This is a genomic window from Actinokineospora lacus (genome assembly GCF_053813445.1).
Genome location: NZ_JBQERA010000001.1, coordinates 416,342 through 428,545, shown reverse-complemented (window position 1 = coordinate 428,545; position 12,204 = coordinate 416,342). Strand labels below are relative to the sequence as shown.

The following is a 12,204-nucleotide window of genomic DNA, read 5'->3' as shown; positions in this document are numbered from 1 at the left end:
AGATGCCCGCCGCGCGGTTGGCTCAACCGGCTCAGCCGCCGATGGCCCGCTCGGCCCCCGGGTGCAGCGGCACGGGGTCGGTCTTGGGTGCGGTGGCGCGGTCGATGGCGTTCGCCGCGGGGTGCACCTTGGCCAGGTCGGCGGTGTTGTCGAGGACGAGCTTGGTGATGGCGCAGGCGTTGCCCGCGGCGAAGTCCGGGCGCACGAGCAGCAGGTTGGGCACGACGATGGTGGGCACGTCGGCGGGCAGGCCGTAGGTGGCCGCGGGGATGGCGCCGCGGTCGTAGACGGGGTTGATCTTCTGCAGCTCGGGCAGCAAGGGGGTGATGTCGATGACCTCGACCTTGCCCTTCATCGAGGTGAACAGGTCGGTCAGCTCGGGGGTGGGCAGGCCGCCGGACCAGAACAGGGCGTCGACCTGGCCGGTCTTCATGCCGTCGACGGTGGGGCGCAGCGCCAGGCGCTGGGCGGAGACGTCGGCGGCCGGGTCGAGGCCCGCCGCGGTGAGCAGGCGGTTGGCGATGACCTCGGTGCCCGAGCGCGGCGAGCCGGTGGAGACCGTCTTGCCGCGCAGGTCGGCCACGGACGTGATGCCGCTGCCGGAGCGCACGACGACCTGGGTGGAGTTCGGGTAGATGCGGGCAAGCGCTTGCACCTCGACCGGCTTGCCCTCGAAGGCGCCCTTGCCCGCGATGGCGTCGGCGGCGGTGTCGGCCAGGGCGAAGGCCAGGTCGTAGTCCCCCGAGACGAGCTGCTGGATGTTCTGCACGGACGCGCCGGTCTCCGCGGCGGTCGCCTTGAGCGGGGACTTGTCGCTGATCAGCTGGGCCAGGCCGCCGCCGAGGGTGTAGTAGACGCCGCCGGTGTTGCCGGTGGCGATGGTGACGCGGCCCTCGGTCGCGGCGCAGTCGCCGCTGTCGGCGCCCGTGGTGGTGTCGGCGCGCTTGCCGCCGCACCCGGCGACCAGGACGCACGCGGCGAGCAGGGCGATCAGGTTACGCATGGGCCTTCTCCTTGGTGAGCAGGTGCACGGCGACGGCGGCGGCGAACAGCCCGAGGCCGACGCCGATGGAGACCGGGTGCAGGTAGAGCAGCAGCAGCGCGGCGGGCAGGCAGAGGGCGCGCTCGGGCCAGCGGGCCGGGCCGAGCAGCCAGCCCCCGGTGACCACGGCCAGCGCCGCCACGCCCGCCGCCGACACCGCGAAGACCCAGAGCACGGTGGTCGGGGGCGCCTGGAGCAGCAGGGCGGCGCCGTTGTCGGTGAGCACGATGGCCAGCGGCACGAGGAACGCGGGCAGGGTGTACTTCCACGTCTGCCACATGGTCGCGATGACCTGCCCGCCGGTGACCGCGGCCGCGGCGACGGCGGCGAGGGCGGTCGGCGGGGTCACTTCGGAGAGCACCGCGTAGTAGAAGATGAACATGGCGGCCTCGGCAGGGGCCGCCCCGAGGTCGGTCAGCGCCGGGCCGAGCACCACCCAGGCGATGATGAACGACGCCGTCACCGGCACCGCCAGCCCGAGCACCCCGATCGCCACCGCGGCGAAGACCGCCGTCAGCGCGAGCACGACCGCCGGGTCCGACGCCAGCGCCGTGGCCGCGTCCACCAGCGCGGCGGCCAGTTCCAGGCCGAGCCCGGTCTTGGTGATCGTCGAGGTGATCGCCCCCGCCGCCGCGCACACCGCGATCACCGGCAGCGCGCCGCGCACGCCCGCGGCCAGCGAGTCGGCCAGGTCGCGCAGCCACCCGGCCCAGCCGTTCTTGATCAGTGAGAACACCGCGGCCACGCCGGTGGCGTAGACGACGGCGGTGAACGGCGGGATGTCCATCGCCAGGAACACCACGATGATCGCCAGCGAGGCGAAGTGGTAGCCGCCGCGCAGCAGGACCGCCTTGACCCCCGGCGTCTCCACCTCGACCCGCTTGGCGCCGAACCGCCGCGCGTCGGCCTCCACGGCCAGGACGATCCCCAGGTAGTACAGGACGGTCGGCACGATCGCCCAGACCAGGACGTCCACATAGGACGTCTCAAGGTACTCGGCGATGATGAACGCCGCCGCGCCCAGCGTCGGCGGCGACAGGATCGCCCCGATGCCGGAGGCGGCGAGCAGGCCGCCCGCGTTCTCCCTGGGGTAGCCCGCCTTGCGCAGCACCGGCCAGGTGATCGCCCCCAGGCTCACCGTCGTCGCGGTGCCCGAGCCGGACACCGTGCCCAGGAGGAAGCCGGAGAGCGCGGCCGTGCGCCCGGCCGCGGTCCGCGACCGGCGGAAGACCGCGAAGCTGAAGTCGACGAAGAACGCGCCCGCGCCGGAGGTGTTGAGGACGGCGCCGTAGATGGTGAACAGGACGATGTAGGTGGCGGCGACGTCGAGCGGAATCCCGTAGAAGCCGCTCTGCTCGTTGTAGAGCGCGTTGACGATCTGCGAGAAGTCGACCCCGGCGTGCGCGATTCCCCAGTTCTGGGGCAGGTAGCCGCCGTAGTAGGCGAAGGCGAGGAACGCCGCGCAGACGACGGGCAGCACCCACCCGGTGGTGCGCCGGGCGGCTTCGAGGACGAGCAGCAGCAACAGCGCCCCGGCGACGACGTCGGCGGTGGACAGCACCGCCCGGTCCAGGAACGCGTCGTACCCGCCCGCGAACCCGCCGCCGCCCACCGGCAGCACGGGGTAGAGCCCCACCAGCAGCGAGACGGCCGCCAGCGCCCAGTCCACCGGCCGCGGGTTGTCCTCCCGCGGCCCCTCCGGATCACTGGCCGACTGACGGCGGGTGGGCCGGTAGGCGAGGAAGATCAGCGGGAGGGTCAGGCCGAGGAAGACCACCAGGTAGAACTGGCCGCCCTTGGCGAAGGGCCAGAAGACCTGCTTGAGGACCAGCAGCGCCACCGCCACGCAGGCGGCCCAGACGAGCAGGGCCCAGCGGCCGGTGAGCAGGCGGGAGGGGCGCTCCTCCTCCTGCGCGACCACCGTTGCCAACCGAGCCTCCCAGTGGTGCGTTGATCCCCAACGCACGCTACCGGTGGTGAAGCCCACGCAGAAGCCTGGCGTTCATCCGGTCGTCGGCGTGCGGTCAGGCGGTGGCTGGCCCGCGGTCGTGGGGCCGGGTGATGGTGGCGCGTCGACAACGAGGAGGTTCCATGCGAGCGGGTAGCGGGTTGGTCATGGCCGCGGTCGCGGTGCTGGGCGTGGTGACGTTCAGCCCGGCCAGTGCGGCGCCGGAGCACCGGGGCGGGCACCACCACGCCGAGCCACTGGTGCTCGGCCACCGGGGCGCGTCGGGGTACCGGCCGGAGCACACGCTGGCCGCCTACGAACTGGCCGCGCGGATGGGGGCGGACTACGTCGAACCCGACCTCGTGTCCACAAAGGACGGCGTGCTCGTCGCGCGGCACGAGCCGGAGATCGGCGGGACGACCGACGTCGCGAGCAGGCCGGAGTTCGCCGCGCGCAAAGCGACCAAGCTGCTCGACGGGCACAGCGTGACCGGCTGGTGGACCGAGGACTTCACCCTCGCCGAGCTGAAGACCCTGCGCGCCGTCGAGCGCATCCCCGACGTGCGCCAGCAGAACACCGTCTACAACGGCCGCTACGAGGTCCCGACGCTGCAGGAGGTCATCGACCTCACCAGGCGCCTGTCCCGGGAGCTGGGCCGCGACATCGGCATCTACCCCGAGACCAAGCACCCCACCTACTTCCGCGAGCTCGGCCTCGAACTGGAGCCGGTGCTCGTCGGGGTCCTCAACCGCAACGGCCTCAACCGGCCCAACGCGAAGGTGTTTGTGCAGTCCTTCGAGGTCGGCAACCTCAAGCTGCTCGACCGGCACCTGCGCGTCCCGCTGATCCAGCTGACCAGCGCCTCGGGCCGCCCGTACGACTTCACCGCCGCCGGCGACCCGCGCACCTACCGCGACCTGATGACCCCCGCGGGCCTGCGCGAGGTCTCCACCTACGCCGCGGGCATCGGCCCGGCCAAGGACCTGGTGATCCCGCGCGACGCCGCGGGCAACCTGGCCCGGCCGACCAGCCTGGTCCGCGACGCGCACGGCGCGGGCCTGAAGGTGCACCCGTACACCTTCCGCGCGGAGAACACGTTCCTGCCCGTGAACCTGCGCTCCTCGGCGAACCCGGCCGACTACGGCGACCTCTTCGGCGAGCTGGACGCGTTCTGGCGGGCCGGGGTGGACGGGGTGTTCACCGACAACCCCGACATCGCCGTCGCCTCGCGGGCCGAGGTCTTCGCCCGCCGGTAGGGCACCAAGGAAGCGGCCCCCTGGTCATGGACCAGGGGGCCGTTCGGCGTCACGCCATCTCGTGCCGCACGATCGTCTGCTCGCGCCCCGGCCCGACCCCCACGGCCGACATGCGGGCGCCGGAGATCTTCTCCAGGTGCTCCACGTACGCCTTGGCGTTGGCGGGCAGCTCGTCCCACGTCCGGCAGTGGGTGATGTCCTCGAACCAGCCGGGCAGGTTCTCGTACACCGGGACCGCGTGGTGCACGTCGGTCTGGCTCATCGGCATCTCGTCCACCCGGCGCCCGTCGACCTCGTAGGCCACGCACACCGGCACCGTCTCCAGGCCGGAGAGCACGTCGAGCTTGGTCAGGAAGAAGTCGGTGATCCCGTTGACCCGCGCGGCGTAGCGGGCGATCACCGCGTCGAACCAGCCGGTGCGGCGCTGGCGGCCGGTGGTCACGCCGACCTCGCCGCCGACCTTGCGCAGCCGCTCGCCCATCTCGTCGTTCAGCTCGGTCGGGAACGGCCCGGAGCCCACGCGCGTGGTGTACGCCTTGAGGATGCCGATGACCGTGGTGATCCGCGTCGGGCCGATGCCGGAGCCCGCGCAGGCGCCGCCGGAGGTCGGGTTCGACGAGGTGACGAACGGGTAGGTGCCGTGGTCGACGTCGAGCAGGGTGCCCTGCGAGCCCTCCAGCAGCACGGTCTCGCCGCGGTCGAGGGCCTGGTTGAGCAGCAGCCGGGTGTCGGCGATGCGGTGGGCGAAGTGCTCGCCCGCGCCGAGCACCTCGTCGACGACCTGGTCGGCGTCGAGGCCCTTGCGGTTGTACACCTTCACCAGCACCTGGTTCTTGGTGTCCAGCGCGGCCTCGACCTTCTGCCGCAGGATCTTCTCGTCCAGCAGGTCCTGCACGCGCACGCCGACGCGGGCGACCTTGTCCTGGTACGCCGGGCCGATGCCGCGCCCGGTGGTGCCGATCTTGGCCTTGCCCAGGTAGCGCTCGGTGACCTTATCGATTGCCACGTGGTAGGGCATGATCAGGTGCGCGTCGGCGGAGAGCAGCAGCTTGGACGTGTCCACGCCGCGCTTCTCCAGGCCCGCGAGCTCGGTCAGCAGCACGCCGGGGTCGACCACCACACCGTTGCCGATGACGTTGGTGACTCCGGGGGTGAGGATGCCCGAGGGGATCAGGTGCAGCGCGAAGTCCTGGCCGTCCGGCAGCACGACGGTGTGGCCCGCGTTGTTCCCGCCCTGATAGCGCACGACCCACTGGACCTGCCCGCCCAGCAGGTCGGTCGCCTTGCCCTTGCCCTCGTCGCCCCACTGGGCGCCGATCAGCACGATTGCCGGCATGTGAAACTCCAGGTGTTCGTCAAGTGGAGTACCTGTGACACCCGGACCCGGAAACTGCCTCGGGCGAATGCCGGTGACTCAGCCTAGACCAGGAGGGCCCCGTGAGCGCACTCGTGCTGGCCTGCGGAAACACCGACGTTGCCGAGGGCGCGCCGCTGTTCACCGAGCGTGATGATCTGCGGGTGCGCGCGGTGCCCGCCCGACCCGACCGGGCGACCCTTGATCCGCTGCTCAAGACCGCCGAGCGGGTCGTCGTGCACGGCACGGACGCCGACCTCGCCGCGGTCGCCCTGCGGCTGATGCGGACCGAGCGATTGGAAACAACCGCGGTCGGCTTTGTGCCGATCGAGCGGGACTCGGCGGTGCGCGCGCTCTGGGACCTGCCCGACGACCCGGCCATGGCCGCCGACCTCGCCCTGCGCGGGGAGGTCGAGCCGGTCCCCCTGGTCCGCGACGACACCGGCGGCGTCCTGGTCGGCCTCGGCGTGCTGCGCCAGGTCCGCGGCCTGGTCTACTGCGACGACACCACCGCCCTGCGCGGGCGGGCCAGCCGCGTCGAGGTGACCCCCGACCCCGACCGCGGCGCCGGGCTGGTGGCCCGGGTCGTGCGCATCGGGCTGCTCGGCAAGCGGGTGGAGACCTTCAGGGGACGCGCGGTGCAGGTCGGCTGCCTGCCGGTGATCCCGCGCAGCGACGGCGTCGACCACCCCCGCGAGGCCAAGCGCTGGACCTGGTACCGGCACACGTCCGACCTGCGGTTGGTACGCGGGCTGCTCTGATCGGCGCAATTCGGCGGACGATCTTCCACTGTACGTCGTCAACAGGTCACCCTTTGGTGTGAGGCATTCCACCTCGACTCGTCACGGTTGACCCGCTCCACGTGATCCCCTGCCACGGAGGAACGATGACGAAGACACGTGCCCTGCTCGGCTCCCTGCTCTTATCCGCCGCCCTCACCGCAGGCCTCGCGGGCACCGCGAGCGCCACCCCGCCCGGCATCCCCGCCGAGAGCACCGCCCGCGCCGAGCTGTCCGCCCTCCGGGTGGCGGCCGACGGCTCGATGACCGGCTACTCCCGCGACAAGTTCCCGCACTGGATCACCGTTTCCGGCGCGTGCAACACCCGCGAGACCGTCCTCAAGCGCGATGGCTCCGGCGTGGTCACCGACTCCTCCTGCTACGCCACCTCGGGCCGCTGGTACAGCCCCTTCGACGGCGCCACCTGGTCCACCGCGTCCGATGTGGACATCGACCACGTCGTCCCCCTGGCCGCCGCCTGGCGCTCGGGCGCGGCATCGTGGACGACCTCGAAGCGGCAGTCCTTCGCCAACGACCTCAGCTCGCCGCAGCTGATCGCGGTGACCGACAACGTCAACCAGGCCAAGGGCGACCAGACCCCGGCCACCTGGAAGCCGCCGCTGACCTCCTACTGGTGCACCTACGCCAAGATGTGGACGCGGGTCAAGTACAAGTACGCCCTCTCGGTGAACTCCGCGGAGAAGTCGGCCCTGCTGTCCATGCTGGACCGCTGCTGATCGTCGAGGATGGCGGCATGAGCGACTACTCCACCCCCTTCAGCGCGGGGCCCGGCGTCATGACGGAGGAAGCGGGCGTCGTCACCGGCGACCTGGAACTGCGCACGGTCTGCGGCCCGGACAACGTGGTGACCGCGAAGGTCCGCTACGCGGGCGCCGAGGAGTGGTACCGCCTGCGGGGCGGCCAGTGCAGGCTCGCCGACCCCGGCGACCACGCCGCGGTCCACTCGCTGCTCGCGGGCGTGCTCAACCGCCCGTCGGGCTGAGCGCGGGCGTGCCGGGCCGCCACGGCGGCCCGGCACGCTCCCGCTTCTCAGCCGCGCTTTCCGTGCAGCAGCGTGATCAGCTTCGCCACCTGGGCGTCCACCTTGGCCGTGCGGGCGAAGGTGGTCATCGTCAGGGGCGTCTTGAACCGCTGGCGGGTGATCGCCTTCGCGCGGCCGAACTCGCGCAGGCCCTCGGGGCCGTGGATGCGGCCGAAGCCGGACTCGCCGACGCCGCCGAACGGCAGGGACGGCACGCCCGCGAAGCTGATCACCGAGTTGACCGCCACCATGCCCGCCCGCAGCCGCCGCGCCAGCTCCAGGCCGCGCGCCCGGGAGAAGACGGTGCCGCCCAGCCCGTAGGCCGTCGCGTTGGCGAGCTCCACCGCCTGGTCCATGTCGCGCACCCGCGTCACCGTGACCGTGGGCCCGAAGGTCTCCTCGCGGACGGCGACGGAGTCCTCCGGCACGTCGACGAGCACGGTCGGCTGCACGTACCGCGCCCCCTCCGGGACCGCCCCGCCGGTCAGCGCCCGCGCCCCGCGCGCCAGCGCGTCGGCCACGTGCCTGCGGATGATGTCGATCTGGCCCGGCATGGTGATCGGGCCGATCTGGGCGTCGCCGTCGAAACCGACGCGGAGGTCGCCCGCGTGCGCGCCCACCTTCGCCACGAACGCGTCGTACACCCGCTCGTGCACGTAGACCCGCTCGACGCCGGTGCACGTCTGCCCCGCGTTGGACATCGCGCCCCACACCGCGGCCTCGGCGGCGGCGTCGAGGTCCGCGTCGGCGTCGACCAGCAGGGCGTCCTTGCCGCCCGCCTCGATCAGCACCGGCGTCAGGGTCTCCGCGCAGGCGGCCATGATCTTGCGGCCGGTGGCGGGCGAGCCGGTGAAGGCGATCTTGGCGGCCCCGGACCGGCACAGCGCGGCCCCGGTGGCGCCGAACCCGGTCACCACCTGGAACACCGGGTGCTCCGGCACCGCCTCGGCGAAGCTGTCGGCCAGCCAGCGCCCCACCCCGGGGGTGTACTCGCTGGGCTTGAACACCACGGCGTTCCCGGCCGCCAGCGCGTACGCGATGGAGCCCATCGGGGTGAACACCGGGTAGTTCCACGGGCCGATGACGCCGACCACCCCGAGCGGCTGGTACTCCACAGTGGAGCTCTGGTTGGCCATCAGCAGGCCGGACGGGCGGCGCTTCTGCCCCAGCACCCGCTTGGCGTTGCGCGCGGCCCAGGCGGTGTGGTCGATGGCCAGCACGATCTCCAGCATGGCGTCGCCGTGCGGCTTGCCGGTCTCGGCGTGCACCACCTCCGCGAGCTGCTGCGCGCGCCGGGTCATGATGCCCTTCCAGCGGGTCAGCCGCTCGGCGCGCCCGGCGAAGCCCAGCTCGCCCCACCACTGCGCGGCCGAGCGCGCTCGGCCCACCGCCGCGCGCACGTCCTCGTCGGAGTGCACCGGGTGCGTGCCCACAACCTCGTCGGTGGCCGGGTTGAGCGACTCGAACGTGTTCGCCTGAACGGTCGTCATACCGGCCAAGCTACCCGCCGGTACAGCCCGCTGGCGATACCCTGGCCCCCGTGCGTATCACCCACTTCGGCCACTCGTGCGTCCTGCTGGAGACCAGCACGGCCAGGCTGCTGCTCGACCCGGGCGGGTGGTCGCACGGCTTCGAGGACCTGCGGGGACTCGACGCCGTGCTGGTCACCCACCTGCACGGGGACCACCTCGACACCGACCGGCTCCCGGCGCTGCTGGCGGCCAACCCCGAGGCCGAGCTGATCACCGATCCCGGGTCGGCCGCGGTGGTGGCCGAACTCGGGCTGGCCGCCAGGGCCGTGCGCCCCGGCGATAGCGTCGAGGTGGCGGGGGCGAGCGTCACCGCGGTGGGCGGGGAGCACGCGACGATCCACCCCGAGGTCGAGGTGCCGCCCAACATCGGCTACCTCGTCGACCACGGCGCCTTCTACCACCCCGGCGACTCGCTGTTCGTGCCCGAGCAGGCGGTCGACGTGCTGGGGCTGCCGACCGGCGCGCCGTGGCTGAAGGTGTCCGAGGCGGTGGAGTTCTTCCGGGCGGTCGCGCCCCGGGCCGCCGTGCCGATCCACGAGCTGACCCTGAGCCGCGCGGGCATCGACATCGCCCTGAACCGGTTCGACACCCTGGCCCCGGCGGGGGCGCGGCTCGTCGTGCTCCCACTGGCCGACACCACCGAGGTCTGACCTCCCCCGCGCGGGGCAACCTGCCGCGCGCACGTCCCGAACCGGGCCCGGTCCCCTCCTTGCCCATACGGGGCCCCTGCACCCCGCGCTCCCAGGCGCGGGCACGCCCCCGGAAGTTTCGGAGGACACCGTGTTCCTGCGTTCACGACCACGCCTGCGCGCGGCGGTCACCACCCTGGCGCTCGGCGCCGGGATGCTGGCCGCCGCCCCCGCCACCGCGGCCCCCACCGCGGGCCTGCGCGCCTACCTGGTGATCACCGCGCCCGAGGACACCGCCGCCGCCAAGACGGCGGTCGGCGCCCACAGCGGCTCGCTCATCGCCGCCTACGACGCCATCGGCGTGCTGGTCGCCCACTCGGCGTCGAGCGACTTCGCCGACCGGATGCGCGCGGTGAGCGGCGTGCAGAAGGTCGGCCAGACCCGGACCTCCGACGTCCCCGCCGCGGCGGCCGACCCGGCGATCCCGACCGCCCCGTCGCAGGTCACGCCGCCCACCGGGGAGCCGGTGCGCGCGGACATGGCCCAGATCGGCGCGGACCGGGCGTGGGCGGTGAACCCGGGGTCGGCCGCGGTCACCGTCGGCATCCTGGACACCGGCGTCGACGACCAGCACCACGACCTCAAGGCCAACTTCGACGCCGCCAACTCCGCCTCCTGCGCCTACGGCAAGCTCGACACCCGCGCGGGCTCCTGGCGCGACACCGGCTCCCACGGCACGCACGTGGCGGGCACGGTGGCCGCGGCGAAGAACGGCCGCGGCGCGGTCGGCGTCGCCCCTGGGGTGAAGATCGCCTCGGTGCGGATCGCGGAGCGCCCGAGCGGGCTGTTCTTCCCGGAGAACACCATCTGCGCGTTCGTGTTCTCCGGCGACCGCGGCTTCGAGGTGACCAACAACAGCTACTACACCGATCCGTGGATGTTCAACTGCCCGGACAACGCCGACCAGGACGCCATCCTGGAGGGCGTGCGCCGCTCGATCGCCTACGCCGAGGGCAAGGGCGTGCTGAACGTGGCCGCGGCGGGCAACGAGAACTACGACCTGGCCAACAAGACCAGCGACAGCTCCAGCCCGAACGACTCGACCCCGGGCCGCCGCACGATCGGCGACGCCTGCCTGAAGGTCCCCGGCGAGGTGTCCGGCGTCGTGAACGTCTCCTCGATCACCTCGGCCAACGGCAAGTCGGGCTTCTCCAACTACGGCGCCGACAAGATCGCGGTGGCCGCGCCGGGCGACAGCGTCTACTCCACCATCCCCGGCGGGCGCTACGCCGGCCTCTCCGGCACCTCGATGGCGTCCCCGCACGTGGCGGGCGTCGCGGCGCTGCTCAAGAGCGCGCACCCGGCGGCGACCCCCGCCGAGCTGCGGACGATGCTCGCCACCCACGCCGACGACCTGGCCTGCGACGACAGCCGCTGCTCGGGCACCACCGCGCGCAACAACTTCTTCGGCGAGGGCCGGGTCGACGCCTACGAGGCCGTCAGCGGCGCGCAGCCGCCCCGCGCGACCTTCGAGAACGCCGCCGACGTGCCGATCCCGGACGCGGGCGCGGCCGTGACCAGCACGATCACCGTCTCCGGCGTGGCGGGCAACGCGCCCGCGACGCTGAAGGTGGACGTCAACGTCGTGCACAGCTACCGCGGCGACCTGGTCGTCGACCTCGTGGCCCCGGACGGCACCGCGTACCGGCTGAAGAACGCCAGCACCGGTGACGGCGCCGACAACATCGTGGCGGCCTACACCGTCGACGCGTCGGCGGAGGTGGCCAACGGGGACTGGCAGCTGCGGGTCCGCGACCTCTACCGGACCGACACCGGCTACCTCAACTCCTGGAAGCTGACCTTCTGACGCTGCCGGGGCACCTCGATGACGGCCCTCGCCCCGGCGGGGGCCGTCCGCAGTCCCGGGTAGGTGAGCGCCTCGGCGCCGTGGTGCGAGGCGATGTCGACCGCGTCCAGCAGCGCCTGCCTCGGGCCGGGGCGGGTCAGGTCGGCGGCGTCGGCGGCGACGCGGATCAGCCCGCCGCGCCGGGCGGTCCGGGCGGCGACCTGCACGAGGGCGTAGCACCACCACGGCTCGGCCCGCCTGCCGACGACCAGCGCCCGGCCGTGGTGGACGGTCCCCGACCCCAGCTCGCGCACGGCGAACAGGTCGGCGCAGAGGGTGAAGCCCAGCAGCCGCAGGGCGAGCAGCGTGCCGGGCGAGGCGAACCAGCGGGGCGGGGCGAAGGCGTCGGTGGCCAGGCCCGCGGCGTCCAGGGCGGCGACCACGGCGGTCAGCCGCAGCCCGGCCTCGTGCGCGGGCAGCGCGGCGAACTCCGCGCGCCTGCCCAGCGCGACCCGGCGGCCACGGGGTTCGGCGGCGTGGTCGAAGCCGTGGGCCAGCAGGGCGTCGCCGGTCGCCCGACGATCCCGCACCCAGGCCACCACGTCGGCCGCGGGCGCGCGGGGGGCGAGCAGCAGCGACAGCGGCACGCCCCGGCGGTCCAGCTCGGCGGCGAACGCGGCGCAGTCGGGCAGGGTCCGGGCGTTGATCCCGGACAGGGAGACCACGAGTCGGGCCGTCATACCCACGAGCACACCGGACGCGCGTGGCCGCCAGGT

At 73.1% G+C, this 12,204-nt stretch carries 11 protein-coding genes; 6 read left to right on the top strand and 5 right to left on the bottom strand.

Annotated elements, in window-relative coordinates:
* Positions 1–31 precede the first annotated feature (31 nt).
* Both ACTG9Q_RS02105 and ACTG9Q_RS02100 read right to left on the bottom strand, forming a co-directional pair.
* Positions 32–1,003 (bottom strand): TAXI family TRAP transporter solute-binding subunit, encoded by a 972-nt coding sequence (locus ACTG9Q_RS02105; protein WP_455570835.1) that lies wholly within the window; start codon positions 1,001–1,003, stop codon positions 32–34.
* A complete protein-coding gene (locus ACTG9Q_RS02100; protein WP_455570834.1) occupies positions 996–2,972 on the bottom strand; it encodes a TRAP transporter permease in 1,977 nt (658 codons plus the stop codon). The genes ACTG9Q_RS02105 and ACTG9Q_RS02100 overlap by 8 nt, the downstream gene beginning before the upstream one ends.
* Before the next feature lie 161 nt (positions 2,973–3,133).
* Between ACTG9Q_RS02100 and ACTG9Q_RS02095 the strand changes: the two genes are divergently transcribed.
* Positions 3,134–4,246 carry a glycerophosphodiester phosphodiesterase gene (locus ACTG9Q_RS02095; protein ID WP_455570833.1) on the top strand — a complete coding sequence of 371 codons (1,113 nt, stop codon included), beginning with the start codon at positions 3,134–3,136 and terminating at the stop codon, positions 4,244–4,246.
* Between the two features lie 49 nt (positions 4,247–4,295).
* Here ACTG9Q_RS02095 and ACTG9Q_RS02090 read toward each other — a convergent pair whose 3' ends face one another.
* Entirely contained in the window at positions 4,296–5,582 is a 1,287-nt protein-coding gene (locus tag ACTG9Q_RS02090; protein WP_455570832.1) for an adenylosuccinate synthase, read from the bottom strand.
* A 101-nt stretch (positions 5,583–5,683) separates the two neighbouring features.
* Here ACTG9Q_RS02090 and ACTG9Q_RS02085 point away from each other — a divergent pair, with 101 nt between their 5' ends.
* The 3 genes from ACTG9Q_RS02085 to ACTG9Q_RS02075 all read left to right on the top strand — a co-directional run bounded on the left by ACTG9Q_RS02085 (position 5,684) and on the right by ACTG9Q_RS02075 (position 7,382).
* Positions 5,684–6,361 (top strand): hypothetical protein, encoded by a 678-nt coding sequence (locus ACTG9Q_RS02085; protein ID WP_455570831.1) that lies wholly within the window; start codon positions 5,684–5,686, stop codon positions 6,359–6,361.
* Between the two features lie 125 nt (positions 6,362–6,486).
* Positions 6,487–7,116, top strand: coding sequence for a GmrSD restriction endonuclease domain-containing protein (locus ACTG9Q_RS02080; protein WP_455570830.1), 630 nt, complete (start codon positions 6,487–6,489; stop codon positions 7,114–7,116).
* 17 nt (positions 7,117–7,133) lie between these two features.
* Complete coding sequence (locus ACTG9Q_RS02075; protein ID WP_455570829.1) at positions 7,134–7,382, top strand: hypothetical protein; 249 nt, start codon at positions 7,134–7,136, stop codon at positions 7,380–7,382.
* A gap of 47 nt (positions 7,383–7,429) precedes the next feature.
* Here the strand turns inward: ACTG9Q_RS02075 and ACTG9Q_RS02070 are convergent, their stop codons facing one another.
* Complete coding sequence (locus ACTG9Q_RS02070) at positions 7,430–8,911, bottom strand: aldehyde dehydrogenase family protein (RefSeq protein ID WP_455570828.1); 1,482 nt, start codon at positions 8,909–8,911, stop codon at positions 7,430–7,432.
* A gap of 50 nt (positions 8,912–8,961) precedes the next feature.
* Here ACTG9Q_RS02070 and ACTG9Q_RS02065 point away from each other — a divergent pair, with 50 nt between their 5' ends.
* Positions 8,962–9,603 (top strand): MBL fold metallo-hydrolase, encoded by a 642-nt coding sequence (locus ACTG9Q_RS02065; RefSeq protein ID WP_455570827.1) that lies wholly within the window; start codon positions 8,962–8,964, stop codon positions 9,601–9,603.
* 130 nt (positions 9,604–9,733) lie between these two features.
* The gene (locus ACTG9Q_RS02060; RefSeq protein WP_455570826.1) at positions 9,734–11,449 is read left to right on the top strand and encodes a S8 family peptidase; all 1,716 of its coding nucleotides are present in this window, start codon (positions 9,734–9,736) and stop codon (positions 11,447–11,449) included.
* On the opposite strand, the gene ACTG9Q_RS02055 is transcribed toward ACTG9Q_RS02060, so the two are convergent.
* Positions 11,419–12,168 (bottom strand): DUF2334 domain-containing protein, encoded by a 750-nt coding sequence (locus tag ACTG9Q_RS02055; RefSeq protein WP_455570825.1) that lies wholly within the window; start codon positions 12,166–12,168, stop codon positions 11,419–11,421. The two genes, ACTG9Q_RS02060 and ACTG9Q_RS02055, sit on opposite strands and share 31 nt — an antisense overlap.
* Positions 12,169–12,204 lie beyond the last annotated feature (36 nt).